This window comes from Serratia nematodiphila DZ0503SBS1 (assembly GCF_000738675.1).
GTDB classification, from domain to species: domain Bacteria; phylum Pseudomonadota; class Gammaproteobacteria; order Enterobacterales; family Enterobacteriaceae; genus Serratia; species Serratia nematodiphila.
The window spans coordinates 3251665-3277062 of the sequence record NZ_JPUX01000001.1 but is presented as its reverse complement, the minus strand read 5'-3'; the positions used below and the strand labels follow the sequence as shown (position 1 = coordinate 3277062).

General features: G+C 57.1%; 25 protein-coding genes, 2 tRNA genes and 1 other RNA gene. 15 read left to right on the top strand and 13 right to left on the bottom strand.

What is annotated here, in order from left to right; all coding sequences use genetic code 11:
* Window positions 1-110: 110 nt before the first annotated feature.
* Window positions 111-695 (bottom strand): thymidine kinase, encoded by a 585-nt coding sequence (locus tag JL05_RS15165; RefSeq protein WP_015378091.1) that lies wholly within the window; start codon window positions 693-695, stop codon window positions 111-113.
* A gap of 700 nt (window positions 696-1395) precedes the next feature.
* Between JL05_RS15165 and hns the strand changes: the two genes are divergently transcribed.
* Window positions 1396-1803: a histone-like nucleoid-structuring protein H-NS gene (gene hns / locus JL05_RS15160; RefSeq protein ID WP_004932170.1), complete on the top strand. Its 408-nt coding sequence runs from the start codon at window positions 1396-1398 to the stop codon at window positions 1801-1803.
* A gap of 186 nt (window positions 1804-1989) precedes the next feature.
* On the opposite strand, the gene JL05_RS15155 is transcribed toward hns, so the two are convergent.
* The 5 genes from JL05_RS15155 to rssA form a co-directional block, all read right to left on the bottom strand.
* Entirely contained in the window at window positions 1990-3000 is a 1011-nt protein-coding gene (locus JL05_RS15155; RefSeq protein ID WP_015378092.1) for an NAD-dependent epimerase, read from the bottom strand.
* Between the two features lie 9 nt (window positions 3001-3009).
* A complete protein-coding gene (locus JL05_RS15150; RefSeq protein ID WP_004932175.1) occupies window positions 3010-4353 on the bottom strand; it encodes a UDP-glucose dehydrogenase family protein in 1344 nt (447 codons plus the stop codon).
* Between the two features lie 40 nt (window positions 4354-4393).
* Window positions 4394-5311 carry a UTP--glucose-1-phosphate uridylyltransferase GalU gene (gene galU / locus JL05_RS15145; protein WP_033632873.1) on the bottom strand — a complete coding sequence of 306 codons (918 nt, stop codon included), beginning with the start codon at window positions 5309-5311 and terminating at the stop codon, window positions 4394-4396.
* 213 nt (window positions 5312-5524) lie between these two features.
* Window positions 5525-6538 (bottom strand): two-component system response regulator RssB, encoded by a 1014-nt coding sequence (rssB, locus tag JL05_RS15140; RefSeq protein ID WP_004932178.1) that lies wholly within the window; start codon window positions 6536-6538, stop codon window positions 5525-5527.
* A 103-nt stretch (window positions 6539-6641) separates the two neighbouring features.
* Complete coding sequence (gene rssA, locus JL05_RS15135) at window positions 6642-7544, bottom strand: patatin-like phospholipase RssA (protein ID WP_033632872.1); 903 nt, start codon at window positions 7542-7544, stop codon at window positions 6642-6644.
* Between the two features lie 118 nt (window positions 7545-7662).
* On the opposite strand from rssA, the gene JL05_RS15130 reads away from it, so the two are divergent.
* The 8 genes from JL05_RS15130 to JL05_RS15100 all read left to right on the top strand — a co-directional run bounded on the left by JL05_RS15130 (window position 7663) and on the right by JL05_RS15100 (window position 11779).
* A complete protein-coding gene (locus JL05_RS15130) occupies window positions 7663-8127 on the top strand; it encodes a YchJ family protein (protein ID WP_033632871.1) in 465 nt (154 codons plus the stop codon).
* 68 nt (window positions 8128-8195) lie between these two features.
* The gene (gene purU, locus JL05_RS15125; RefSeq protein ID WP_004932187.1) at window positions 8196-9044 is read left to right on the top strand and encodes a formyltetrahydrofolate deformylase; all 849 of its coding nucleotides are present in this window, start codon (window positions 8196-8198) and stop codon (window positions 9042-9044) included.
* A 175-nt stretch (window positions 9045-9219) separates the two neighbouring features.
* Window positions 9220-9304, top strand: a tRNA-Tyr gene (locus JL05_RS15120).
* A gap of 97 nt (window positions 9305-9401) precedes the next feature.
* Window positions 9402-9486: transfer RNA gene (locus JL05_RS15115), tRNA-Tyr, on the top strand.
* A gap of 47 nt (window positions 9487-9533) precedes the next feature.
* A non-coding RNA gene (locus tag JL05_RS24450) (RtT sRNA) lies at window positions 9534-9661 on the top strand.
* 191 nt (window positions 9662-9852) lie between these two features.
* A complete protein-coding gene (locus JL05_RS15110; RefSeq protein ID WP_004932190.1) occupies window positions 9853-10425 on the top strand; it encodes an LOG family protein in 573 nt (190 codons plus the stop codon).
* Between the two features lie 101 nt (window positions 10426-10526).
* A complete protein-coding gene (gene xthA / locus JL05_RS15105; RefSeq protein WP_004932192.1) occupies window positions 10527-11333 on the top strand; it encodes an exodeoxyribonuclease III in 807 nt (268 codons plus the stop codon).
* A gap of 44 nt (window positions 11334-11377) precedes the next feature.
* Entirely contained in the window at window positions 11378-11779 is a 402-nt protein-coding gene (locus tag JL05_RS15100) for a pyrimidine (deoxy)nucleoside triphosphate diphosphatase (RefSeq protein WP_021503849.1), read from the top strand.
* A 21-nt stretch (window positions 11780-11800) separates the two neighbouring features.
* On the opposite strand, the gene JL05_RS15095 is transcribed toward JL05_RS15100, so the two are convergent.
* The 5 genes from JL05_RS15095 to JL05_RS15075 all read right to left on the bottom strand — a co-directional run bounded on the left by JL05_RS15095 (window position 11801) and on the right by JL05_RS15075 (window position 16889).
* Window positions 11801-12097, bottom strand: a complete 297-nt coding sequence (locus JL05_RS15095; RefSeq protein ID WP_033632870.1) for a YnjH family protein — start codon at window positions 12095-12097, stop codon at window positions 11801-11803.
* Complete coding sequence (locus tag JL05_RS15090; protein ID WP_004932196.1) at window positions 12094-14019, bottom strand: DNA topoisomerase III; 1926 nt, start codon at window positions 14017-14019, stop codon at window positions 12094-12096. The genes JL05_RS15095 and JL05_RS15090 overlap by 4 nt, the downstream gene beginning before the upstream one ends.
* Window positions 14019-15128 (bottom strand): tRNA 2-selenouridine(34) synthase MnmH, encoded by a 1110-nt coding sequence (gene mnmH / locus JL05_RS15085; protein WP_033633641.1) that lies wholly within the window; start codon window positions 15126-15128, stop codon window positions 14019-14021. Before mnmH ends, JL05_RS15090 begins: the two co-directional genes overlap by 1 nt.
* Before the next feature lie 8 nt (window positions 15129-15136).
* Window positions 15137-16180: a selenide, water dikinase SelD gene (selD, locus tag JL05_RS15080; RefSeq protein WP_033632869.1), complete on the bottom strand. Its 1044-nt coding sequence runs from the start codon at window positions 16178-16180 to the stop codon at window positions 15137-15139.
* Window positions 16181-16337: 157 nt separating this feature from the next.
* Window positions 16338-16889 carry an NAD(P)H nitroreductase gene (locus JL05_RS15075; RefSeq protein WP_033632868.1) on the bottom strand — a complete coding sequence of 184 codons (552 nt, stop codon included), beginning with the start codon at window positions 16887-16889 and terminating at the stop codon, window positions 16338-16340.
* Window positions 16890-17049: 160 nt separating this feature from the next.
* On the opposite strand from JL05_RS15075, the gene sppA reads away from it, so the two are divergent.
* The 4 genes from sppA to chiD all read left to right on the top strand — a co-directional run bounded on the left by sppA (window position 17050) and on the right by chiD (window position 22182).
* Window positions 17050-18906, top strand: coding sequence for a signal peptide peptidase SppA (gene sppA / locus JL05_RS15070; protein ID WP_033632867.1), 1857 nt, complete (start codon window positions 17050-17052; stop codon window positions 18904-18906).
* Between the two features lie 93 nt (window positions 18907-18999).
* Window positions 19000-20016: an asparaginase gene (ansA, locus tag JL05_RS15065; RefSeq protein WP_016927477.1), complete on the top strand. Its 1017-nt coding sequence runs from the start codon at window positions 19000-19002 to the stop codon at window positions 20014-20016.
* Window positions 20017-20038: 22 nt separating this feature from the next.
* Window positions 20039-20671, top strand: coding sequence for a bifunctional nicotinamidase/pyrazinamidase (gene pncA / locus JL05_RS15060; RefSeq protein ID WP_033632866.1), 633 nt, complete (start codon window positions 20039-20041; stop codon window positions 20669-20671).
* A gap of 233 nt (window positions 20672-20904) precedes the next feature.
* On the top strand, window positions 20905-22182 hold the full coding sequence (chiD, locus tag JL05_RS15055; protein WP_033632865.1) for a chitinase ChiD: 1278 nt from the start codon (window positions 20905-20907) through the stop codon (window positions 22180-22182).
* Between the two features lie 43 nt (window positions 22183-22225).
* On the opposite strand, the gene JL05_RS15050 is transcribed toward chiD, so the two are convergent.
* Together JL05_RS15050 and msrB are read right to left on the bottom strand one after the other, a co-directional pair.
* On the bottom strand, window positions 22226-22498 hold the full coding sequence (locus JL05_RS15050; RefSeq protein WP_004932218.1) for a YeaC family protein: 273 nt from the start codon (window positions 22496-22498) through the stop codon (window positions 22226-22228).
* 63 nt (window positions 22499-22561) lie between these two features.
* Window positions 22562-22975, bottom strand: a complete 414-nt coding sequence (gene msrB, locus JL05_RS15045) for a peptide-methionine (R)-S-oxide reductase MsrB (protein ID WP_004932219.1) — start codon at window positions 22973-22975, stop codon at window positions 22562-22564.
* Between the two features lie 348 nt (window positions 22976-23323).
* Here msrB and gapA point away from each other — a divergent pair, with 348 nt between their 5' ends.
* On the top strand, window positions 23324-24319 hold the full coding sequence (gene gapA, locus JL05_RS15040) for a glyceraldehyde-3-phosphate dehydrogenase (protein ID WP_016927474.1): 996 nt from the start codon (window positions 23324-23326) through the stop codon (window positions 24317-24319).
* 194 nt (window positions 24320-24513) lie between these two features.
* Window positions 24514-25389: a D-hexose-6-phosphate mutarotase gene (locus JL05_RS15035; RefSeq protein WP_021503854.1), complete on the top strand. Its 876-nt coding sequence runs from the start codon at window positions 24514-24516 to the stop codon at window positions 25387-25389.
* The last annotated feature ends 9 nt before the right edge of the window (window positions 25390-25398 follow it).

Genomic DNA, 25398 nt, shown 5'->3' with positions numbered 1-25398 from the left:
GAACCGATAAAAAAACCCGCCAAACGGCGGGTTTTTTATTGCGCCGGAGGCGCTGCATTTCGACTCACGCCGCCAAAACGCCTCAGCGGGCTTTGGCGGCGTTTTCTCCCCTACTCCAGGGAGTGAATCGCCTCTTTATAATGCTTGCGGCAGACGGAGACATAGCTCTCGTTACCGCCAATCACCACCTGCTCACCGGCGTGCATCGCCTGGCCGTTTTCATCCAACCGCAACACCATATTGGCTTTGCGCCCGCAGTGACAGATGGTTTTCAATTCCACCAGCTTATCGGCCCAGGCCAGCAAATATTGGCTGCCGGTAAACAGCTCACCGAGAAAATCGGTACGCAGGCCGTAGCACAATACGGGAATGTCCAGTTGGTCCACCACATCGCACAATTGCTCAACCTGCGCCTTGGTCAGGAACTGGCTTTCATCCAGCAGTACACAATGCACCGGCTGCTGTTGATGCTCTTGCTGAATCATGGCGTACAGCATCGAGTCGTTGTTATAGAGCTGGGCCTGCGAGGATAAACCGATGCGCGAGCTGACCTTACCTACGCCAAAGCGGTGATCGATCTCCGCAGTGAACACCAGCGTGCGCATACCACGTTCTTGATAGTTATATGAAGACTGTAGCAGCGCGGTGGACTTGCCGGCATTCATCGCAGAGTAATAAAAATAAAGTTGAGCCATGGCCCCGCAACTCCGATGGTATAAGAAATATTCAAATGTCGATTAGGACGGTAAGTGTACCATAAACCGCCCCCCAGGCTCAGCCCAAAGCGAACGAATATTGCGTTCGCCGTAATAATGCGCTTTCAAGCGAAACATATCGTTCTGTCGGCCCGTTCTTTTTACAGCTATTTACAGGATAATGTATGCCTGTCATCACTATTAATTCTTGCTAATGGTTAACCGCGATCATTTGCCCATTAATGCATAATCACCCTTTCGCCGCGGCGGGTGCCGCAACCGCAACGGCGCGCCAGTCTATTATACACGGGGCCAATACAGGGCATTTAATCACCTCCGCTGTCCCCGACGTTTCCTGACGCAATCTTTACCTATATACCCCTATTGTTTACAATGTCTGCCTTGCCATGACGTGATTAAGCCCACAGAACCCATTGTAATATTGATATAAATTACGGCGATAACTTATCGATGAAAGCCTTGCGACACGCGCCTTTTAAAGCATGCCTGCTGAAATTTTGACTTAAGTGCGACAAGGGTAATAGTTAACAGCCCTTCCTATATTAGTCGGACAGATCCGATTAACGGTTTTTTAAAAGGTAAATTTGAGTATTCAAGTCAATTTGGCTATTGCAGAAAAGAAAATAGCGCTCTATTATTATCGAGACGCCCCCCACCAATATAATTTGAGACTAGGACAATGAGCGAAGCATTAAAGATTTTGAACAACATCCGCACTCTGCGCGCCCAGGCAAGAGAATGCACACTGGAAACGCTGGAAGAAATGCTCGAGAAACTGGAAGTTGTTGTGAACGAACGTCGCGAAGAAGACAGCCAGGCTCAAGCAGAAATCGAAGAACGCACCCGTAAACTGCAGCAATACCGCGAAATGCTGATTGCTGACGGTATCGATCCGAATGAACTGCTGCAAACCATGGCTGCCAACAAGGCTGCCGGTAAAGCAAAACGCGCAGCACGTCCTGCTAAATACCAATATAAAGACGAAAACGGCGAATTGAAAACCTGGACCGGCCAAGGCCGTACTCCAGCGGTGATTAAGAAAGCTATCGAAGAGCAAGGTAAATCTCTGGACGATTTCCTGCTGTAATAGCGATTCAGCCCGTATCTGAAAGGCTCCCTGCGGGGGGCCTTTTCATTTTAAAGCTTATCGCCGCGATCCTGCCTCACCCCTTTCCTTTTAGTAAATATCCTAATTCGCATTTTGTTCCTTGCATGAGGTTCACGCGATAAAAAAGGGCCCTAAGGCCCCTTTGTCGCATATACCCTCGTTCAATTATTGAACCTGGTAGAATGCCTTATACCAATCAACAAAGCGCTTCACACCCTCTTCAACGCTGGTTTCCGGCTTAAAACCAATGTCACGATAAAGCTCCGCGGTATCCGCGCTGGTATCCATCACATCGCCAGGTTGCATTGGCAGCATATTCTTGCGGGCAGTTAGCCCCAAAGCCTGCTCCAACGCCGTGATATATTCCATCAGTTTAACGGGGGTGTTATTGCCGATATTATAAACATGATACGGCGCGGAACTGGTCGCCGGCGATCCCTGTTCAACGGTCCATGACGGATCTGCCTGCGGAATAACCGCCTGCAGCCGCACAATCGCCTCGGTGATATCATCAATGTAAGTAAAGTCACGGTGCATTTCACCGTGGTTATATACATCGATGCTCTCCCCCGCCAATATGGCCTTGGTAAACTTGAACAGCGCCATATCCGGACGCCCCCAGGGACCATATACGGTAAAGAAGCGTAGCCCCGTCGTCGGGAGACCGTATAAATGAGCGTAACTGTGTGACATCAGCTCATTGGCTTTTTTGGTTGCCGCATACAGTGACACAGGGTGGTCGACAGAATCTTCGGTAGCAAACGGCAACTTGCGATTGAGGCCATAAACAGAGCTGGAGGAAGCGTAAAGTAAATGCTCGACCTTATTATGACGGCAGCCTTCCAGAACGTTCAAATGACCGATCAGGTTAGCGTCCGCATAAGCCAACGGGTTGACCAGCGAATAACGCACGCCGGCTTGGGCACCCAAATGAATGACTCGTTGGAACTGATGCTCGGCGAACAATGTCGCCATGCCTTCACGATCGGCCAAATCCAACTTGATGAAGCGGAATCCCGGCTTATCCGCCAGTCTGTCCAGACGGGCCATTTTCAGGCCCACGTCATAATAGTCATTCAGGTTATCGATGCCGACAACCTGATGCCCGGCGGTCAACAAACGCTCTGCAACGTGATAACCAATAAACCCTGCGGCGCCTGTAACCAGGAATTTCATGCCCACTCCTTAAATAACCGGTTTAATCGAGGCACCGCGGCCAATCGCATAGTAGGTAAAGCCGCGATTCGCCAAACGCTCAGGATCGTACAGGTTACGTCCATCGAAGATCACCGGCTGCTTCAACGCGCCCTTAATCACATCAAAGTCCGGCGCGCGGAAATTCTGCCATTCGGTACAGATCACCAGAGCATCGGCGCCATGCAACGCAGCCTCTTTGGTACCCATCAGCTTCAAATCGTCGCGCTGGCCATAGATGCGCTGAACTTCGTTCATCGCTTCCGGATCGTAGGCCTGAACGGTGGCGCCGGCAGCCCACAGCTGCTCCATCAGCACACGGCTGGACGCTTCACGCATGTCATCGGTATTCGGCTTGAACGCCAGACCCCACAGTGCGAAGGTTTTGCCCTTCAAATCGCTGCCGAAATAGTCTTTGATAAAGCTGTTCAGCTTGTCTTTTTGTTGGTAGTTGACCTGCTCTACCGCCTGCAACAGCTTCGGTTGGTAACCGATCTGCTCCGCCGTGCGGATCAGCGCCTGAACATCTTTCGGGAAACAAGAACCACCGTAGCCACAGCCAGGATAGATGAAGTGATAACCGATGCGTGAATCGGAACCGATGCCCTGACGCACTTTCTCGATGTCCGCGCCCAACATTTCCGCCAGGTTGGACATTTCGTTCATAAAGCTGATTTTGGTCGCCAGCATGCAGTTGGCGGCATATTTGGTCAGCTCCGCGCTGCGGATATCCATCATGATCATACGATCGTGATTGCGGTTAAACGGCTCGTACAGCTCGCGAATAGGCTCGATCACCTCTTTATTATCGGTGCCGATCACGATGCGCTCAGGGCGCATGCAGTCAGCCACCGCAGCGCCTTCCTTCAGGAATTCAGGGTTGGACACCACGTCGAACGGCACGTTGCTGCCGCGTTTTGCCAGCGTTTCCGCCATCACCTGACGCACTTTGTCCGCCGTACCGACCGGCACGGTAGATTTGTCGATCACCACTTTGCGATCGGTCATGTGCTCGGCGATGGTGCGCGCCACCGCGGTGACATATTTCAGATCGGCGGAACCGTCTTCATCCGGCGGCGTACCGACGGCGATAAACTGGATATTCCCGTGCGCCACGCCCGCTTTGGCATCGGTGGTGAAATGCAGGCGCCCAGCCTCATAGTTTTGCTGTACCAGCGGCGTCAGGCCCGGTTCAAAAATCGGGATATTCCCTTTTTTCAGGTTCTCGACTTTTCGTTCGTCAACATCGATGCACATAACATCATGGCCAACTTCAGCCAGCACGGCAGCCTGTACCAGCCCCACATAACCAATACCAAAAACTGTTACTTTCATGTGAAAATCCTAGTTTTTCAAATTAAGACGAAAGATCAAATTACTTCTTGTCAGCGGCAACAACCTGTTGCAGCCACTGAGAAAACTCTTTGCCCAGGCTGGCATGACGCATGCCGTACTCCACGAAGGCCTGCATGTAACCCAGCTTGTTACCGCAATCATGGCTCACGCCTTTCAGGTGATACGCTTCCACCGTTTCCTGCCGCATCAGCATTTCGATGCTGTCAGTCAGCTGAATTTCATCGCCGGCGCCTGGAGGCGTTTTCGCCAACAGCGGCCAAATATCGGCGGACAACACATAACGACCGACAATCGCCAGGTTGGAAGGGGCTTTATCCGGTGACGGTTTCTCAACCACGCTGACCATCGGCGCGCTTTCGCCCGGTTGCAAATCAACGCCCTTACAGTCGGCTACGCCGTAGTTTCCGACATCCTTATGCGGCACGGGTTCAACCATGATCTGGCTGACGCCGGTGGCTTCGAAGCGCTGCAGCATTTCGTGCAGGTTGTCTTTTTTCGGATCGGCGCTGTATTCGTCGAGGATCACGTCCGGAAGCACCACCGCGACCGGTTCATCGCCCACCATCGGGTAGGCACACATAATCGCGTGCCCCAGGCCTTTGGCATTACCCTGACGAACCTGCATCACGGTAACGCCTTTCGGGCAGATCGACTGCACTTCGTCCAGCAATTGGCGCTTGACGCGTTTTTCCAGCATCGCTTCGAGTTCGAAACTGGTATCAAAATGGTTTTCGATCGAGTTCTTGGAGGAGTGGGTGACCAGCACAATCTCGTTAATCCCCGCCGCAATGCACTCATTGACGACGTATTGGATCAGAGGTTTATCAACCAGCGGCAGCATTTCTTTCGGAATGGCTTTGGTGGCCGGCAACATCCGCGTACCCAAGCCTGCAACCGGGATCACGGCTTTTCTGACTTTGCGATTTACAGCAGGCATTATTTCCTCTCTTAAAGCTAAAGCGCTCATTTTATGAGCTTGGGCTCGATATAAAAAAACCTTCGGAGTATACCAGCTTATGCGCGCCGAGCATTAACCAGAACACAAATAGAAAACATTTAGGACTATTACCCGTTCGGATAATCCGGAGAATAAATAAACGGTTTAATTACAGATAAGTAAATAGCTTAAGATCGCGCCGATCGCTGCCTGCTATTCAGCGCTGAGCATCAGTCGCAATCGGCCACCGCTGCCCCATACCTGACATTGCCAGGCGGTACAACGCTGGCTGATCTGATTCATGTAGGTAGCCCCCAGCGTCCCCAGTGGCACGCCGTTGCTCAGCTGGATTTGATTGTCACCGGTATTGACGTTGGCATGCAGCCCGGCGGAAACCAGAATCAGGTTTTTATTTTCGGCGTGATAATATCCCAACAACAGAGGGAATTGACCGTCTAATTTCCCCTGCCGCAATAATTGATTAACCTGCTTTAACAATGCCGACATTTGCGGCAAACGATGCTGTTGATTAGCCAGATGGTCCTGCAGCAGCCCATTAAATAATGCGCGCAACAGCAATGCCGCCAATACGCCATTATCGCCGGCGCGCGTGACGTCCAGGCAATAGAATGCCAGGTCCTTTTCTGACAAGGCGGCGATATCCAGCACCAGGCCGGGATTTTCGCCGGTGGTTAACTGCCGATAGTTGATCCGGCAATGCGCAATGGTCTGTTGTACCGGCGGCTGCAGTTGCTTAAGCAGTTTGACGGCTTCGGAAGGATTTTTGCTCAATGCATCCCAATCCTGAAACAGTTCAACCTCTTCAATCGCCTGGGAGGTGAACATATTGGGGTATAAGCACGCCAGCACCGCTTCACGCAGGCGATTGAGATCGGTCAGCGGCTTGAGCAGCACATCCTGCACGCCCAACCGCAGCACCTTGGCGATGTCCGCCATCTTGTCGGTGGCCGAGATCACCAGCACCGGGATCTGCAGCCCCTGCAAACGCAGGTGTTCAACGAATTCGATACCGCCCATTTCCGGCATCGCGAGATCGCACAGAATCAGATCCGGCTTGAAGTCATCGACGGCACTCAGCGCCTGTAAACCGTTGGTCGCCTCGCCGGTTTCAGCGCCCAGCGAGGTCAGATAACCGACCAGCACGGAACGAAAAACCTGTTCGTCCTCAACGATCAAGATGCGCTTGTGAGTGAGTGGTAATGCCATCAGCCGAGCCTCGTCCCTTTCCATAGTGTAATAGTGGCTCAAAAAGGTCACTTATGCTCGTCTGAAACAGACCAACTGCGCATTGCCAACCAAGAACCGAGAATTATCTATTTTTTATCAACGGCAACAACCGATCCAGTTGTTTTTCAACCGCCAGCAACCCCGCCTCGATCGCTTCATCGGCGCGGTGAAAATCCAGCGTTGAGATTTGCGGGCAAAAAGGCTGGATCAAGACATCCGGCGGATCGCTCGCCATCCGGTTGCGCTTCAGGCGATTTTCCAGCATTTGAATCGATGTGCTCATAATCTCCATCGCCGTCGGCGTCGTCGCCGGTTTGCGCTTGCGCATTCTGCCGACGCGTTCCCGCAGACGCCCGCGCCAGGTAGCCGCAGGCGCATCGTCCGGGCCTTCTTCCTCGATACGTATCGAGAACAGATCCTGCTGCATCAGGTGCGCGTCATGCTGCAGATCGACCGCAATGACGATATCGGCGCCCATGGCGCGGCAAAGCGATACCGGCACCGGATTGACCACCGCGCCATCCACCAGCCAATAGCCGTCGGCCCATACCGGCGCCAACAGGCCGGGCATGCTGCAGGAGGCGCGTATCGCCTGATGAATATCGCCTTCGGTCAGCCACAGCTCACGCCCGGTACTGAGATTGGTCGTCACGGCACCGAACTTCAACGCACAATCGGCGATATCATTGATCTTCAGCAGCTGTCCGACGGCGTTAAACACCCGCTCGCCGCGCAACAGGCCGCCGCGCTGCCAGGAAAAATCCATCAGGCGAATCACGTCCCAATAGCTGAACGATCGCACCCACTGCTCCATCGCCGGCAGGCGATGGCTGGCGAACGCGGCGCCCACCAACGCGCCGACAGAGCAGCCGGCAACGATATCGACCTCAATCCCCAGCTTCTTTAACGCATTGATCACGCCGATGTGCGCCCAGCCTTTAGCCGAGCCCGCTCCCAGCGCCAGTCCGATCTTGATTTGCCGCATCGCGTCATCCTCTCGGTAAACGGTGTTCTCTGCTTTCAGGGTAGATTGTCACTGACGAATATTGTTAGGTAACATATGCGCTAAATTCATTTTCAGCCTCGTTTTCTCAGGAGTTATTTTGCCCGAATCATGCCCATGCGGCAGCGGACTGGCGTATAACGCGTGCTGCGCCCCTTTTATCAGCGGCAGTCAGCCGGCGCCGACGCCCGGCCAACTGATGCGTTCACGCTTCACCGCCTACGTGAATCATAACGTCGACTATCTGATCGCCACCTGGCACCCCGACTGCGGCGCCGAAGCGTGGCGCAATGCCATCGTCGACAGTTTTAAGAATACCGAGTGGCTGGGCCTGACGATCGTGGAAGAGAAAGCCGGTCATGAGCCGGATGAAGGCTTCGTCGAATTCATCGCCCGTTTCACCGATGGCGAAAGCGGCGAGCCGCAGGCGATGCATGAGCGCTCGCGCTTCCTTCGTCGCGATCAACGTTGGTATTATATCGACGGCACCAACCCCCAGCCCGGCCGAAATGCGATGTGTCCCTGTGGCTCAGGGAAAAAATACAAGAAGTGCTGCGGGCGCTAACCGGCCGGCGCTTCACGTTTACGCCTGCGCAGACAGGCCGTTCAGTATCAGACAGGATCCTCAAACCCATGCCACACCAAAATGTACAACGGAAAGTGTTACGCACCATCTGCCCGGACGCCAAAGGGCTGATCGCCAAGATCACCAACATCTGTTACAAGCACGAACTCAATATCGTCCAGAACAATGAGTTCGTCGATCACCGCACCGGGCGTTTCTTCATGCGCACCGAACTGGAAGGCATTTTCAACGACAACACGCTGCTGGCCGATCTGGACAGCGCGCTGCCGGAAGGTTCGCTGCGTGAACTGCACAGCACCGGACGTCGGCGCATCGTGGTGCTGGTCACCAAAGAGGCGCACTGCCTGGGCGACCTGTTGATGAAAAGCGCCTATGGCGGCCTCGACGTTGAGATCGCCGCCGTAATCGGTAACCACGACACGCTGCAAACGCTGGTGGAGCGTTTCGATATTCCTTTCCATCTGGTGAGCCACGAAGGCTTGACGCGCGAACAGCACGACCGCGAAATGACGGCCAAGATCGATCAATATCAGCCGGATTACGTGGTGCTGGCCAAATATATGCGCGTGCTGACCCCGGCCTTCGTGCAACATTATCCGAATCAGGTAATCAACATTCACCATTCGTTCCTGCCGGCGTTTATCGGCGCACGGCCTTATCACCAGGCCTACGAGCGCGGAGTGAAAATCATCGGCGCCACTGCCCATTACGTTAACGACAATCTCGACGAAGGCCCGATCATCATGCAGGACGTGATCCACGTCGATCACACCTATTCTGCCGAGGATATGATGCGCGCCGGCCGCGACGTGGAGAAAAACGTGCTCAGCCGCGCCCTGTATCAGGTGCTGGCGCAGCGCGTCTTCGTCTACGGCAACCGCACCGTTATTCTGTAATCGTTCAATAAATCGGTGCATTTCGTTCAGGGATGCACCGCCAAGAATAAAAAAACGGCAAACGATTCATTTTCTGCATTTCAATACTTTACACATCCGCTTCATTTGATATGATGCGCCCCGCTTACCGAGACAGCGCTCTCGCAAGCAAGGCCAGTTAAATAGCCATGTATATGGTGGGGTTCCCGAGCGGCCAAAGGGAGCAGACTGTAAATCTGCCGTCACTGACTTCGAAGGTTCGAATCCTTCCCCCACCACCATCTTTTCTCCGCCAGGAGCGAAGACGCAGTAAAAGAAACCGGCCAGGTTTCTTCCGGATAAAACCGGAACAACAATTTGTAAATCCATGAATACCATGGTGGGGTTCCCGAGCGGCCAAAGGGAGCAGACTGTAAATCTGCCGTCACTGACTTCGAAGGTTCGAATCCTTCCCCCACCACCATCCCTTGCAGAAAATCCCCGAGCCTAATTAAAACACATCACTTCCATAATGTTCCGTATTGGGGAAGGATGAGAAGCTTCGACCAAGGTTCGAGTCTCACGCAGTGAGACAACGCGCTTCAGCGCGGCCCGCAGGGTGAGTCGCGCAGCGACGAATCATCCTTCCCCCACCATCATCCCTTGCAGAAAATTCCACCCCTACTTAAAACACGTTGCATCCAATGTTCTCGTATCAATAAATCAAGTTATCTCCCCTTATTAACCGCTTTCATCCAGCCGTTTTGTTCCTCTCTCCCAGCCGTAACTTGAACTCCGGCCGACAATTCGCTATACCACTGGCTTCTTTAGTGCAGTAAGGAACAGGTGGATGCGAAACAATATTTGCGTTTTTTGTGGCGCCAGCGAAGGCGTCAATCCCGCTTATGCCGAGCAGGCTCGTCAACTGGGGCAACTGCTGGCCGCACAGGGGCGCCGTTTAATCTATGGCGGCGGCAAAAAAGGATTGATGGGGATCGTGGCGGACGCGGTGTTGGCCGCAGGCGGTGAGGCAGTCGGCATTATCCCCGAGCGCCTGGTTGAAGCGGAAACGGCGCATCGCGGCCTGACTGAATTGGAAGTGGTGCCAGACATGCATACGCGCAAAGCCCGTATGGCGGCGCTGGCGGACAGTTTTATCGCCCTGCCCGGCGGCATCGGCACGCTGGAAGAGCTGTTTGAAATCTGGACCTGGGGGCAAATCGGCTATCACAACAAGCCGGTCGGCCTGCTGAACGTCAACGGATTCTACCGCCCGCTGAGCCAGTTCCTCGAGCACGTCGCCGATCAGGGCTTTATGCGTCACGACTATCTCGGCACCCTGCACATCAGCGAATCGGCACAGACGCTGCTGCAACAGTTTGACGACTATCAACCTAAAAATTACGACCGCTGGGCGAAATAAACCCGCTGCGCAGTCAGCGGTCCTGCCGCTGTCTGCGTTACATTTCCCGCCAAACTCTGCTACTATCACAGCACATTTTTCTCGTGAAAACGGCACCGCTCATGAAGTTTGTCTCTTTTAATATCAATGGACTGCGCGCGCGTCCGCATCAGCTGGCGGCAATTATCGAACAGCACCAGCCCGACGTGATCGGTCTGCAGGAAACCAAAGTTCACGATGACATGTTCCCATTGGAAGAAGTCAGCCAGCACGGCTATCACGTGTTCTATCACGGGCAAAAAGGCCATTACGGCGTGGCGCTGCTGACCAAAGCGGAGCCCCTGGCCGTACGCCGCGGTTTCCCAACCGATGAAGAAGACGCGCAGCGTCGCATCATCATGGCCGATCTGGCTACGCCGCAGGGCACGCTGACGGTGATCAACGGCTACTTCCCGCAAGGTGAAAGCCGCGACCATCCGATCAAATTCCCGGCTAAAACACGCTTTTATCAGGATCTGCAAAACTACCTGGAGCAGCAGCTGTCGGCGGAATCCCCGGTGCTGATCATGGGCGACATGAATATCAGCCCGAGTGATTACGATATCGGCATCGGCGAAGACAACCGCAAACGCTGGCTGCGCACCGGCAAGTGCTCCTTCCTGCCGGAAGAGCGCGAATGGATGGATCGCCTGCTGAACTGGGGCCTGGTGGATACCTATCGCCACGCCAACCCGGGGCGCAACGACGAGTTTTCATGGTTCGACTACCGCTCCAAAGGGTTCGACGACAACCGCGGCCTGCGTATCGATCTGCTGCTGGCCAGCACCCCGCTGGCTTCGCGCTGCATCGCCACCGGCATTGATTACCAAACCCGCGGCATGGAGAAACCTTCTGACCATGCGCCGGTCTGGGCGGAATTCACGCTGTAACCCCATCCCCCCGGCGCTCGCCGGGGTTTTATTCTGTGAAGCCAATGAAAATTATCGACGTAGTAGCCGCCATTTTGGAACAAAATGGGCGTATTTTGCTCGCCCAGCGCGGCGCAGGCAGCGATCAAGCCGGCCTGTGGGAGTTTCCCGGCGGCAAGGTTGAAACCGGCGAAAGCCAGCCGGAGGCGCTGACGCGCGAGCTGGATGAAGAATTGGGGATTAGCGCCCGTATCGGCAACTATGTGGGCAGCAATCAGTGGCGGCAAGGCGAACGCATCATCCGACTGCATGCCTGGCGAGTCGCGGAGTTCTCCGGTGAACTGCAACAGCGCTGCCATTCGGCGCTGGTCTGGGTCACGCCGCAACAGGCGCAGGAATACCCCCTGGCGCCCGCTGACGTTCCACTGTTGGCGGATTATCTCGCCGCGCAAGGCGAAGCGCGCTGAGCGCGGTGACAGGTTACATCGTCACTTCTTTAATCGTACCCAAATCAAGGGGTTGGTGCCGATAGTATTAGGCTCACGCACGCACTGCAGCACTTCCCCTTCGACTTTGAGCACCGCCCCCTCGGAATAGTTCTGATTCTGGTAGACGCAACAACGGCTGCAGGGCTGCGCCGGCGGCGGATTGTCGCCGCTTTTGGCCGCGCCCCAGATCTCCGGCGAAACCGGTAGCACCACGTCCACATCGCCGCGATTGGCGGCGGCCAGGCCGGAAAACATCAGGGCCGCGGCAGCCAATACACCAGTGAGTCCACGCTTCATTCACTCTTCTCCTGCGCCTTGCCGGCGCTTTTCCTGCGTTTTTTGCCTCCGCTGGAGGGCGGCGGCGGCAATCCACGAAACGCCATGCTCGCCCGGCTCTGCTTGGCCTGATAAATCAGCTCTTGCAGCGTGCCGACCAACGGCTGCATAAAGTCCTGATAGCGGCAGGATTTCTCGCTGATTTGCGTCAGCGTGGCTTCCCAGTTGGCCGTCATATCAGGGCGTGCAGCAAGATCCGGCAGCGAGTGAATCAATGCGCGCCCGGTTTCGCTGGAGTGAATATAGCGTCCCTTCTTGTACAGAAACGCCCGCTTGAACAGCAATTCTATGATCCCCGCTCGCGTCGCTTCCGTACCTAAACCATCGGTCGCCCGCAGGATTTTCTTTAGCGCTTTATCTTGTACGAACCGCGCGATGCCGGTCATGGCCGACAACAGGCTGGCGTCAGTAAACGGCCGCGGCGGCTGCGTCTGGCGCTCCACCACTTCACCGCGCTCGCACAACAGCTCATCATCTTTAGCCACCACCGGCAGCGGCGCACCTTCGTTCTCCTCGTCACGCTCCTTGCTGCCCAGCAGCGTACGCCAGCCGGCTTCCGCCAGGAATCGCGCCTTGGCGATAAATTTGCCGCCGGCGATATCCAGCTCGATCACACATTTGCGGAATACCGCATCCGGACAGAACTGCATCAGATACTGGCGCGCCACCAGCCCATACACGTTCCGCTCATCCTGCGTCAGATTAATCTTGCCGGCGCGGGCGGTGGGAATGATGGCGTGGTGCGCGTCGACCTTTTTATCGTCCCAGCAACGGTTGCGGCGATCGCTGTCGATCACCGGCTGCGGATACAGCTCGGGCTGGTGCACGCTGATGGCGTTCAGCACCGCGTGGCGGCCGGCGAAATGCTCTTCCGGCAGGTAGCGACAGTCGGAACGCGGATAGGTAATCAACTTGTGGGTTTCGTACAGCCGCTGGCAAACGTCCAGCACCTGTTGCGCGCTGAGGTTATAACGCCGTGCCGCTTCGATTTGCAGCGTGGAGAGCGAAAACGGCAGCGGCGCGGTATCCGATTCCCGTTTATCGTTATAAGACGTGACCAGAGCCGGCTGGCCTTCAATGCGCTTGACCACATGCTCCGCCAACGGCCGGTGCAGCAAACGCCCCTCTTCGTCCTGATAAGGCTCACAGGACTCACTGGGCTGCCACAGCGCCACGAAGCGTTCTTCTTTCGGCGTGACGATGTGCGCCTTGACCTCAAAGAAGTCTTTTGGCACGAAGTTTTCGATCTCTTCATCACGCCGTACCACCAATCCGAGCACCGGCGTCTGCACCCTGCCTACCGACAGCACGCCGTCGTAACCGGCGTTGCGGCCCAGCAGCGTGTAGGCGCGGGTCATATTGATGCCGTACAACCAGTCGGCGCGCGAACGCGCCAGCGCAGACACGCACAACGGAATGAAATCACGGTTGTCGCGCAGGCGTTCAACCGCACGCTCCACCGCCTGCGGGTTGAGATCGTTGATCAGACAGCGGCGCACGTTCTGGCGCTTTTCCGCCGTCAAATCCAGGTAGTCCAGCACCTCATCCACCAGCAGTTGCCCTTCGCGATCCGGGTCGCCGGCGTGAACCACTTCATCGGCTTCGAGCAGCAACTTTTTAATGGCGTTGAGCTGTTTGCTGACCGAAGGCCGCGGCTGCAACCGCCATTTTTCGGGAATTATCGGCAGGTCTGCCAACGACCAGCGCGCATAGCGGCTGTCATAGGCGTCAGGCTGAGCCTGCTCCAACAGGTGGCCGACGCACCAGGTCACCACGTCGTTGTTGCCACAGGCGATATAACCGTCGCCGCGGCGATGCGGCTTGGGCAAGACGTCGGCAATGGCGCGCGCCAAACTCGGTTTCTCGGCTATGAACAGTCGCATTAATCACCGTTTTTCTGGCTGAACGTCATCAAGAATTCTCTTACTTCTGCATAGTTCCCACGGAAGACGATCCGCTGGGCTTTCTTTTCCAACTGATAGCAATACATCGGATCGTAGTACTGCTGCAACAAGGGCGCCAACCACTCGCGGTGCGCGTCACCCTGGCCGCTGAGACGCTGTGCCCGCAACGCCGCTTCCAGCCGCTGCGTCAGCTGCTGGAAGCGCTCCAGGCCCAACCGGCGGCGAATGGCGAACAGGCCGTGATGCAGATAGTCGTCGTACTGCCACCAGCCTTCTTCCACGCCATAGGCCTGTTCGAACTGTTCGCGCATCCCGTCGATATATTCGGCCTGCAGGCGTGCCAGGCGAATATCAAACGGATCGTCGATCACCGCCACCGGTGCCTGCTGCATGCCGTTGAACAACGGCAACGGCAGATTGTTGCTGCCGATGATCCGCCCTTCGTCTTCCAGCACCCAACGGCGGCTGCCACCATGCTGTTTTTTCAGCAATAACACAGCCAGACGATTCTCAAAATCGATCTGTGAGCTTTGCCCCGCCAGCGTTCGGCCAAAAGATGAACCGCGATGGCGCGCCGCGCCTTCCAGATCGACGCCGTCGGCCAGTTCGTTGACCAGCAGCGTCTTGCCGCTGCCGGTATTGCCGCCCACCAGGGCCATCGGCAATGCCGCGCTTTGCGCCAACACGCCGAGCAGATAATTGCGCAGCGCCTTATAACCGCCAGTAATACGCGGGTACTCGACGCCGGCCTCATGCAGCCATTGCTGCACCAGCTGTGAGCGCAGCCCGCCACGGAAGCAGTAAATATAACCTTCGGGTCGCTGCGCACAGGCCGCCAGCCAGGCGGCGGTGCGCTGTTCCCGCAGTTTGCCGTTCACCAGGCTGTGGCCGAGCGCAATCGCCGCTTGCTGACCATGCTGCTTATAGCAAGTGCCCACCGCCTGCCGCTCGCTGTCGACCATCAGCGGCAGGTTCACAGCCTGAGCGAAGGCGCCTTGCTGAAACTCGATCGGCGCACGCACGTCAATCAGCGGCACGTCCTGCAGAAAAATGCGTTGATAATCGGCGCTGTCCGGCCTGCCTTGCATCTTGGACACTACACAACCTCGATCAGCGGTTTACCTGCCTGTGCGGCATGCAGCTCACCGATAGGATTGAGCGTGATGCCATGCTGCTCGGCAATCGCCAGCACCTGCGCCTGCGCCTCAGGCAATACCGCCAACAGCAAACCGCCGGAGGTTTGCGGATCGCACAGCAGCTGACGCTGCAAATCGCTCATCTCGCCCACCAGATGGCCGTAGCTGTCGAAGTTGCGCCCGGTGCCGCCCGGCACGCAGCCCTCGGCAATATACGCCTCGACGAGCGGCAGCTTCGGCACCCGATCGAACCAGACCGTCGCCTGCAGACCGGAACCCTGGCATACCTCGCTCAGGTGGCCCAGCAAGCCAAAGCCGGTGATATCGGTCATCGCCGTGACGCCCGCCACTTCGGCAAAGTCGGCGCCCGGCTTATTCAGGCGGCACATCACGTCCGTCGCCAGCCCTTGATGTTCAGGGCGCAGCTTGCTTTGCTTCTCGGCGGTCGTCAGCACGCCAATGCCCAGCGGCTTGGTCAGATAGAGTTGCGCCCCGGCCTGTGCGGCGCTGTTCTTTTTCACTCGCTCGGTGTTGACCACGCCAGTGACCGCCAGGCCGAAGATAGGTTCCGGCGCATCGATGGAATGGCCGCCGGCCAGCGCGATCCCCGCCTGCTGGCAGGCGAAACGTCCGCCGTCGATCACCTGCTGCGCCACCTCCGGCGGCAGTTTGGCGATTGGCCAGCCGAGAATGGCGATCGCCATGATCGGTTTGCCGCCCATGGCGTACACGTCGCTGATGGCGTTAGCGGCGGCGATACGGCCGAAATCGAACGGATCGTCGACGATCGGCATGAAGAAGTCGGTAGTGCTGATGATGCCGACGCCGTTGCCGATGTCATACACCGCCGCGTCGTCGCGGGTTTCATTGCCGACCAACAGACGCGGATCGACAAATTTTTCCCGCTCGCTGTGCAAGATGGTTTCGAGAACTTTCGGTGAGATTTTGCAGCCGCAGCCAGCGCCATGGCTGTACTGGGTTAAACGGATCGCTGGCGATGTCATAGTCCACTCCCTTCGGTAACGGCACTCAAGATAACATAGGGTAGCGCTTGCCGAGGGGATTGATAAGAGCGCGCCGCGGATAAGCGAGCGGCCTGCTCAGAAACCATGCAATTTTGCGGGGTTTGGCGCATTTTCGCCGCACCCCGTTGGAAAAAACTTAGAAATAGCTGACGAAAGGCGTGCTGTCCGGCGGCGTCACTTTGGTGGCGGCCTTCAGCTGCGGCGTGCCCAGGTAGAGGAAACCGACGATCTCATCCTGCTCGCGGCAGCCGAAGGCTTCGCGCACCAGCGCATGCTCGGTCCAGGCGCCGGTGCGCCAGATGCCGTTAAAGCCCTGCGCCAGCGCCGCCATCTGCATCGCCTGCACGGCGCAACCGGCGGAAACCACCTGCTCCCAGCGCGGCACCTTGGTTTCCTCAGTGCAATGCGCGATGACGGTGATGATCAGCGGCGCGCGGAACGGCGCCTTGGCGGCTTTTTCAATCGCCGCTTCGTCCAGCCGATCCTGCTTCGCCGCCGCCTGCAGCAGCTGGCTGAAGCGCTCCAGACCCTGATTCTCGATCATCACGAAACGCCACGGCTGCAGCGCGCCGTGATCGGGCGCACGCAGGCCCGCGTTGATGATATTTTGGCGCACTTCCCCCGCCGGCGCCGGTTCCGCCAGGCGCGAAGCCGAGCGGCGATTCAATAAAAGATCCAGAGCATCCATTGTAAACTCCTGATAACAATTTTCATTCCGGCCACGTTAACATAGCTAAACGACGAGTTACAGCCTCGGCGATAGCGTCCGTGTGCCACGATTTAAAGCTGACATTTACCCGGCCGCTCATTAGGATAGCGGAACATTCTCGACTCTTGTTGGAGAGCACATGCGCACATTGTGGCAAATTTTTGCCGGCATTTTCCGGTGGACATGGCGTCTGCTGAATTTTATCAGGGAACTGATCCTTAACCTGTTCCTGGTCTTGCTGATCCTGGTTGGGGTTGGCATCTATCTGTCCTTCCAAAGTTCCTCCACCTCGGCGGCCCCGGCGCGCGGCGCGTTGCTGGTCGATTTAAGCGGCGTGGTGGTCGATCAGCCTTCGGTAAACAACCGGGTGCGGCAATGGGGCCGCGAACTGTTGGGCGCCTCCAGTAGCCGCCTGCAGGAAAACTCGCTGTTCGATGTAGTCGACAGTATCCGCAAGGCCAAAGACGACAAAAACATTACCGGCATGGTGTTGCAGTTGAATGACTTCGCCGGCGCCGATCAGCCGTCGCTGCGCTATATCGGCAAAGCGCTGCGCGAGTTCCGCGACAGCGGCAAACCGATCTTCGCCATCGGCGACAGCTACAACCAAACGCAATACTACCTGGCCAGCTACGCCAACAAGGTCTACCTGTCGCCGCAGGGCGCGGTCGATCTGCACGGTTTCGCCACCAACAACCTGTACTACAAGTCGTTGCTGGACATGCTCAAGGTCACCACCAATATCTTCCGCGTCGGCACCTATAAATCGGCGGTCGAACCGCTGATCCGCGACGATATGTCCCCGGCGGCGCGCGAAGCGGACAGCCGTTGGATCGGCGGCCTGTGGCAGAACTACCTGGAGACCGTGGCCGCCAACCGCCAGCTGACGCCGCAGCAGCTGTTCCCGGGCGCAGCCGGCGTGCTGAGCGGCCTGCAGGCGGCCGGTGGCGACACCGCCCGCTATGCGCTGGACAATAAGCTGGTGGATGAGCTGGCGTCGCGCACCGCGATCGAAAATCAGCTGGTCAAGACCTTCGGCTGGGACAAACAGGCGAACGATTTCAACGCCATCAGCATCTACGACTATCAGCCGAAGCCGGACGCCAACCAGGGCGGCAAGATCGCCGTGGTGTTCGCCAACGGCGCCATCATGGACGGCCAGCAGACGCCGGGCAACGTCGGGGCGGACACCACCGCCGCCGAGCTGCGCCAGGCGCGTCTGGATCCGGCCGTCAAGGCCGTGGTGTTCCGCGTCAACAGCCCAGGCGGCAGCGTCAGCGCGTCCGAAGTGATCCGCTCCGAGCTGGCCGCCGTGCGCGCCGCCGGCAAACCGGTGGTGGTGTCGATGGGCGGCATGGCCGCGTCGGGCGGCTACTGGGTCTCGACGCCGGCCGACTATATCATCGCCAGCCCGAGCACCCTGACCGGTTCTATCGGCATTTTCGGCATCATCAATACCTACGAGAAAACCCTGGATACGCTGGGTGTGCACACCGACGGCGTGGCGACCTCGCCGCTGGCCGATATCGCGGTCACCAAGGCGCTGCCGCAGGAGTTCTCGCAGATGATGCAGCTGAATATCGAAAACGGGTATAAGAACTTCCTCGATCTGGTCGCCAAATCACGCAAGATGACCCCGCAGCAGGTTGACAAAATCGCACAGGGCCACGTCTGGCTCGGCAGCGACGCCAAGGCCAACGGCCTGGTCGATCAGTTGGGCGATTTCGACGACGCGGTGAAGAAAGCCGCCGAGCTGGCAAAGCTGCAGCAGTGGCAGCTCGACTGGTTCGTCGATACCCCAAGCCTGAGCGATATGGTGCTCAGCCAGTTTGGCGTTTCCATTCACGCCATGCTGCCGGCCGCGATTCAGGCCATGCTGCCCGCCCCGCTGGCTTCGGTCGCCAACGCGGTGAAAGAACAACCGGGCTTGTTCAATAACCTGAACGATCCGCAAAACCGTTATGCGATCTGTCTCACCTGCGGAGAAGTCCGCTAACAAATAATTCTGCAGCCCGGCCACCGCCGGGCTTTTTTTCTGCCGCCATGTCCCTATAATTCAGCCCATCTTATCTTTGTTAAAATCATAACCATGCAAAAGAAATCCATTTACGTCGCCTACACCGGCGGCACCATCGGCATGCAGCGTTCCGATCACGGCTACATCCCGGTTTCCGGCCACCTGCAGCGCCAGCTGGCGCTGATGCCCGAATTCCATCGGCCGGAGATGCCGGATTTCACCATTCATGAATACGCGCCATTGATTGACTCTTCAGACATGACGCCGGAAGACTGGCAGCACATCGCCGACGACATCAAGCAGAACTACGATCGCTACGACGGCTTCGTGATCCTGCACGGCACCGACACCATGGCGTTCACCGCCTCTGCGCTTTCCTTCATGCTGGAAAACCTGGCCAAACCGGTGATCGTCACCGGCTCGCAGATCCCGCTGGCGGAGCTGCGCTCCGATGGCCAAACCAACCTGCTCAACGCGCTATATCTGGCGGCCAACCATCCGGTGAACGAAGTCAGCCTGTTCTTCAACAACAAGCTGTTCCGCGGCAACCGCACCACCAAAGCGCACGCCGACGGCTTCGACGCCTTCGCCTCCCCGAATTTGCCGCCGCTGCTGGAAGCCGGCATCCACATTCGCCGCCAGCAAGGCATCGACAGCCCGGCTTGCAACGGCGCGTTGCAGGTGCATGACATCACGCCGCAGCCGATCGGCGTGGTCACCATCTATCCGGGCATTTCCGGCGCGGTGGTGCGCAACTTCCTGCTGCAGCCGGTCAAAGCGCTGATCCTGCGCTCCTACGGCGTCGGCAACGCGCCACAGAAGGCCGAGCTGATCGACGAGTTGCGTGCGGCCTCTGAACGCGGCATCGTGGTGGTCAACCTGACGCAGTGCATCTCCGGGCGCGTCAATATGGAAGGCTACGCCACCGGCAACGCGTTGGCGCATGCCGGGGTGATCAGCGGTTTCGACATGACGGTGGAAGCCGCCCTGACCAAGCTGCACTATCTGTTGAGCCAGCCGCTGACGCCGGAACAAATCCGCGCCCTGATGCAGCAAGATCTGCGCGGCGAGCTGAGCATCAACGGTTAACCTACTGAACTCTGGAGCGGCGATGAAAACGGCCCTGTTGTTGATCGATCTGCAAAACGATTTCTGCCCCGGCGGCGCGCTGGCGGTCACGGAGGGCGACGCCGTCATCCCGGTCGCCAATCAGGCTATCGCCGCCTGCCTGGCGCGGGGCGAGCCGGTGGTAGCCAGCCAGGACTGGCATCCCGCCAATCACCGCAGCTTTGCGGTGAACTCCCATGCGCAGGTCGGCACCCTCGGCCAGCTGGAAGGCCTGCCGCAGGTGTGGTGGCCGGTGCACTGCGTGCAAGGGAGCCACGGCGCCGATTTTCATCCTCAATTGCAGCGGCAACACATCAATGCCGTTTTTCGCAAAGGGCAGGATACGAGCATCGACAGCTACAGCGCGTTCTTCGATAACGGCCACCGGGCGCAGACCGAACTGCACGGCTGGCTGCACTCGCAGGGCGTCCGGCGGCTGGCGATCATGGGCCTGGCGACCGACTACTGCGTGAAGTTTAGCGTGCTGGATGCACTGGCTGCCGGCTATCCGACGCAGGTGATCGTCGACGGCTGCCGCGGCGTGAATCTGCAGCCGGGCGACAGTGAACGAGCGCTGCAGGACATGGCGCGCGCCGGCGCACAGCTAGTTACCCTGTCACAGTTTCTCGCCAACTAAATCCTCTCGGGCGCCACCGGCGCCCTCTCTACGCAGCGGCGAAATTATCGACGCCGCTCACAATACCACCTTTCTTCTTCCCCAACGGCTTGTGACCGGCAGGCGCTTTTGCTGTTATGGCTGCGACGCTTTTGGCGTCAATCGGTTATACGCATCCGGGGCCCACTGAGCCCGGCTTTATTGTGCCCGCCCCTGGCGGTACGGTCGGCCTTGCCGACCACAAGGAGACAGACATGAAAATAACCCGAAAACTGCTGCCTTTGCTGGCGGCGGTGCAGTTGTCTATGGCCGGCGCAAGCACGGCCCAGGCGGCCTATCTCTCCGTCGGCTACTTCAACGGCGGCGGCGATGTCACCGCCGGCCCCGGTGGCGACATCGACAAGCTGGACGTGACGCAAATCACCCATCTCAACTATTCGTTCGGCCTGATCTACAACGACGAGAAAGACGAAACCAATGCGGCGCTGAAAGACCCCGCTCGCCGTCACCAGATCTACCTGTCGCCGAAAGTCACGGCCGATCTGCAACGTCTGCCGGTGCTGCGCAAACAGAACCCCGAGCTGAAAGTGCTGTTGTCGGTCGGCGGCTGGGGCGCACGCGGTTTCTCCGGCGCCGCCGCCACCGCGGAAAACCGGGCGATATTCATTCGCTCCGCGTTGCAGGTGATCGCACAGTACCGGCTGGATGGGATCGATCTGGACTGGGAATACCCGGTAAACGGCGCCTGGGGTTTGGTGGAAAGCCAACCGGCAGACCGCGACAACTTCACCCTGCTGCTGAGAGAGCTTCATCAGGTGCTGGGTAAAGGCAAGCTGTTAACCATCGCCGTCGGGGCCAACGTCAAAAGCCCGCAGGAATGGGTCGATGTGAAAAGCATTGCCCCTTACCTCAACTACATCAATCTGATGACCTACGATATGGCTTACGGCACGCAGTACTTCAATGCCAACCTGTACGATTCAACGCGTTGGCCAACCGTAGCCGCCGCCGACCGCTACAGCGCCGATTCCGTGGTAAAACATTATCTGGCCGCCGGATTAAAACCGGCGCAGATGAACCTGGGTATCGGTTTCTACGGCCGGGTGCCGAAACGAGCGACCGAGCCGGGCATCGACTGGGACAAGCCGGACGCCGCCAAACATCCGGTGACGCAGCCTTATTTCAGTGCGCGAGAAACCGCTCTGTTCCGCACGCTGGGGTTGGATCTCAGCAAAGACACTTACTTTAAATACCACGATATCGTCAGCAAATTGCTCAACGATCCGCAGCAGCGTTTCCGCGAACACTGGGATGACGACGCCAAAGTGCCATACCTGACGCTGCAATCCGCCGAAGGCAAACCGCTGTTCGCTATCTCCTACGAGAACCCGCGTTCGGTGGCTATCAAAGCCGAGTACATCAAAAGCCAGGGATTGGGGGGAGCGATGTTCTGGGAGTACGGCGCGGACGACAATAACCGGCTGGCGCAACAGCTGGCGGAGTCGCTGGGAATAAAAGGCGAGAAACGGTAAATCGACGGGGGCGATGTCGCCATCGCCCCGCTTTAGGGACAGCTTACTGCGGTTTAAGTTTGACCAGCGGCTCGGCAACAAACTGCTGCTTCAGTTCTTGCTTGCTCTTCATCACGATCTGCCCGTCGGTGCCGATGCTCATGTGCTGCGGATCGACGTTGTTCATCGACTGCCACAGCATCACCGCCTGCAGGCTGTTTTCCTTCTGCTCAGGCGTCAGCGCCACGCCGTCCGGCCACTTGCCCAGCTCAACCGCCTGCACCAGGCGCTGGTATATCTCGGGCGTCATCGCCGCAATCAGATCTTTTACGTCCATCAGAGCCCTTCTCGCTTACAGATGAATAATTAGCTGAATCGATTTTGTTGATTAAATTACCACTTAACCGGCCGTTTGGTCGCCATTTTCGCCATCGGTGAAACTCAGCGAGGCGGAGTTGACGCAGTAGCGGTCGCCAGTCGGCTGCGGGCCATCAGGGAAAACGTGCCCCAGATGCGCGTCGCAGTGGCCGCAGCGGATTTCAACACGATGCATATTATGTGAATTATCATCAAGATAACGGATTGCATCGGCGGAAACCGGCTCATAAAAGCTCGGCCAGCCGCAGCCGGAATCGTATTTGGTTTCGGAATAGAACAGCGGCTGGTTACAGCACAGGCAATGGTACACGCCCTCGCGCTTGTTGTGCAGCAATTTGCCGCTGAACGGCGCTTCGGTGCCACGCTGTTGCGTCACATAACGTTGGATTTCATTCAGTTCCGTGACCGGATGACCGGGGGTTGTCTCTTTAGCCATTTGTGCTTATCTCTGAATGTGGATAATGTCAACGAAAACAATGATTAATAATAACAAAAAATTAACACCTCTGCAGGGGTTTTTGGCCTAAACTGTAGCCCATAAAGGCCACGTCACGATGATATGTGATAACGATCACACATCTTGCGTATGCTGACTTTATACTTGGCGGCTTGTCCCCATATAACGGATGAGGCCGAGCGCAAATGGACTGTGCAATAAGCGTGCAAAACCACCCTTCCGGTTTGACTTGCCGCAAGTATTGACACGATTCCGCTTGACGCTGGGTAAGGTTTTTGTAATTTTACAACCAACCTTTTATTCACTAACAAATAGCTGGTGGAATATATGACTATCAAAGTAGGTATCAACGGTTTTGGCCGTATCGGTCGCATTGTTTTCCGTGCTGCTCAAGAGCGTTCTGACATCGAGATCGTTGCAATCAACGACCTGTTGGACGCAGAGTACATGGCTTACATGCTGAAGTATGACTCTACTCACGGCCGTTTCAACGGTACGGTAGAAGTTAAAGACGGCCACCTGGTTGTTAACGGCAAAACCATCCGTGTTACCGCAGAGAAAGACCCGGCTAACCTGAAGTGGAACGAAGTGGGTGTTGATGTGGTTGCTGAAGCGACCGGTATCTTCCTGACCGACGAAACCGCGCGTAAACACATCACCGCCGGCGCTAAAAAAGTGGTTCTGACTGGCCCATCCAAAGATGCGACCCCAATGTTCGTTCGCGGCGCCAACTTTGACAAATATGCCGGCCAGGACATCGTGTCCAACGCCTCTTGCACCACCAACTGCCTGGCGCCGCTGGCTAAAGTCATCAACGACAACTTCGGCATCGTTGAAGGCCTGATGACCACCGTTCACGCCACCACCGCGACTCAAAAAACCGTTGATGGCCCGTCTCACAAAGACTGGCGCGGCGGCCGCGGCGCATCCCAGAACATCATCCCTTCTTCTACCGGCGCAGCGAAAGCGGTTGGCGTGGTTCTGCCAGAGCTGAAAGGCAAACTGACCGGTATGGCGTTCCGCGTACCGACGCCTAACGTGTCCGTTGTCGACCTGACCGTGCGTCTGGAAAAACCGGCTACCTACGAAGAAATCAAGAAAGCCATCAAAGACGCCGCTGAAGGCTCTATGAAAGGCGTTCTGGGCTATGTTGAAGACGACGTGGTTTCCACCGATTTCAACGGCGAAGTGCTGACTTCCGTGTTCGATGCCAAAGCCGGTATCGCACTGAACGACAACTTCGTGAAACTGGTTTCCTGGTACGACAACGAAACCGGCTACTCCAACAAGGTTCTGGATCTGATCGCTCACATCTCCAAGTAATGGCATGATGTTAAGCTGATAATGAGGGCGACATTTTTTTGTCGCCCTTTTTTTACCCGTCATCTTTCGAGTCACAGCGTTGTTCGCTGCACACACTCACCTCAGTCACTGTCTAAGCATGCGCCTGAGGGCCTGGTTGTGACCCGAAAGCTAATAGGGTCCATTTCTATCTCCGGCAAACAATAGGTCATGAAATGAACGAGAAAATTTTCACCCTGCCCGTTTCCGAACAAATTTCTCCTTATATCAGCCAGCGGCAACTCGATGAGCTGGGCGTGGTTGTGGTGTCGCACCCGAAAGTGCGCGCGGCCGTCGCGCTGCAAGGCGCGCATTTGCTGGCCTGGCAGCCCAGCGGTGAGCAGCCGGTGATTTGGCTCAGCAACAACACGCCTTTCGCCACAGGCAAGGCCATCCGCGGTGGCGTGCCGATCTGCTGGCCGTGGTTCGGCCCGGTGGCGCAACCCTCCCACGGCTTTGCCCGCAACCAGCCCTGGAGCCTGACGGCGCACGATGAAGATGAGAACGGCGTCATCCTGACCTTTACGCTGAAAGACAATGAGCAGACCCGCAAACTGTGGCCGCACGCCTTCACGCTGATTGCTCGCTTCAAGCTGGGTGAAGAGTGCGAGATCGAGCTGGAATCGCACGGCGATTATCAAGCCACGGCGGCGCTGCACAGTTACTTCCAGGTCGGCGACATCGATCGGGTCAGCGTGGCGGGCCTGGGCGAGCCTTATATCGACAAGGTGGCGGGCGGCGCAGAGGCGCATCAGACGGGTGAAGTGACATTCATCGGCCAAACCGACCGCGTCTATACCCGCCCGGAAGCTTTCAGCCAGATCCGCGATCCGGCACTCGCTCGCACCATCGAGGTTCACCACCATCATATGAGCGACGTCATCGCCTGGAACCCCGGCGTGGAACTCTCCTGCAGCATGGGGGATATGCCGAACGACGGTTACAAGACCATGGTCTGCATCGAGACCGGGCGCGTCAGCAAACCGCTGGTCGCTGCCGGCGAGCAACCCGCCCGTTTGGGTGTCACCTTCCGCAGTCGTAAGAAGGCCTGAGGAACCGTG

Coding starts and splice junctions, on each gene's coding strand:
- JL05_RS15165 (WP_015378091.1), bottom strand. CDS start 695: ATGGCTCAACTTTATTTTTATTACTCTGCGATGAATGCCGGCAAGTCC.
- hns (WP_004932170.1), top strand. CDS start 1,396: ATGAGCGAAGCATTAAAGATTTTGAACAACATCCGCACTCTGCGCGCC.
- JL05_RS15155 (WP_015378092.1), bottom strand. CDS start 3,000: ATGAAATTCCTGGTTACAGGCGCCGCAGGGTTTATTGGTTATCACGTT.
- JL05_RS15150 (WP_004932175.1), bottom strand. CDS start 4,353: ATGAAAGTAACAGTTTTTGGTATTGGTTATGTGGGGCTGGTACAGGCT.
- galU (WP_033632873.1), bottom strand. CDS start 5,311: ATGCCTGCTGTAAATCGCAAAGTCAGAAAAGCCGTGATCCCGGTTGCA.
- rssB (WP_004932178.1), bottom strand. CDS start 6,538: ATGGCATTACCACTCACTCACAAGCGCATCTTGATCGTTGAGGACGAA.
- rssA (WP_033632872.1), bottom strand. CDS start 7,544: ATGCGGCAAATCAAGATCGGACTGGCGCTGGGAGCGGGCTCGGCTAAA.
- purU (WP_004932187.1), top strand. CDS start 8,196: ATGCCACACCAAAATGTACAACGGAAAGTGTTACGCACCATCTGCCCG.
- JL05_RS15110 (WP_004932190.1), top strand. CDS start 9,853: ATGCGAAACAATATTTGCGTTTTTTGTGGCGCCAGCGAAGGCGTCAAT.
- xthA (WP_004932192.1), top strand. CDS start 10,527: ATGAAGTTTGTCTCTTTTAATATCAATGGACTGCGCGCGCGTCCGCAT.
- JL05_RS15100 (WP_021503849.1), top strand. CDS start 11,378: ATGAAAATTATCGACGTAGTAGCCGCCATTTTGGAACAAAATGGGCGT.
- JL05_RS15095 (WP_033632870.1), bottom strand. CDS start 12,097: ATGAAGCGTGGACTCACTGGTGTATTGGCTGCCGCGGCCCTGATGTTT.
- JL05_RS15090 (WP_004932196.1), bottom strand. CDS start 14,019: ATGCGACTGTTCATAGCCGAGAAACCGAGTTTGGCGCGCGCCATTGCC.
- mnmH (WP_033633641.1), bottom strand. CDS start 15,128: ATGCAAGGCAGGCCGGACAGCGCCGATTATCAACGCATTTTTCTGCAG.
- selD (WP_033632869.1), bottom strand. CDS start 16,180: ATGACATCGCCAGCGATCCGTTTAACCCAGTACAGCCATGGCGCTGGC.
- JL05_RS15075 (WP_033632868.1), bottom strand. CDS start 16,889: ATGGATGCTCTGGATCTTTTATTGAATCGCCGCTCGGCTTCGCGCCTG.
- sppA (WP_033632867.1), top strand. CDS start 17,050: ATGCGCACATTGTGGCAAATTTTTGCCGGCATTTTCCGGTGGACATGG.
- ansA (WP_016927477.1), top strand. CDS start 19,000: ATGCAAAAGAAATCCATTTACGTCGCCTACACCGGCGGCACCATCGGC.
- pncA (WP_033632866.1), top strand. CDS start 20,039: ATGAAAACGGCCCTGTTGTTGATCGATCTGCAAAACGATTTCTGCCCC.
- chiD (WP_033632865.1), top strand. CDS start 20,905: ATGAAAATAACCCGAAAACTGCTGCCTTTGCTGGCGGCGGTGCAGTTG.
- JL05_RS15050 (WP_004932218.1), bottom strand. CDS start 22,498: ATGGACGTAAAAGATCTGATTGCGGCGATGACGCCCGAGATATACCAG.
- msrB (WP_004932219.1), bottom strand. CDS start 22,975: ATGGCTAAAGAGACAACCCCCGGTCATCCGGTCACGGAACTGAATGAA.
- gapA (WP_016927474.1), top strand. CDS start 23,324: ATGACTATCAAAGTAGGTATCAACGGTTTTGGCCGTATCGGTCGCATT.
- JL05_RS15035 (WP_021503854.1), top strand. CDS start 24,514: ATGAACGAGAAAATTTTCACCCTGCCCGTTTCCGAACAAATTTCTCCT.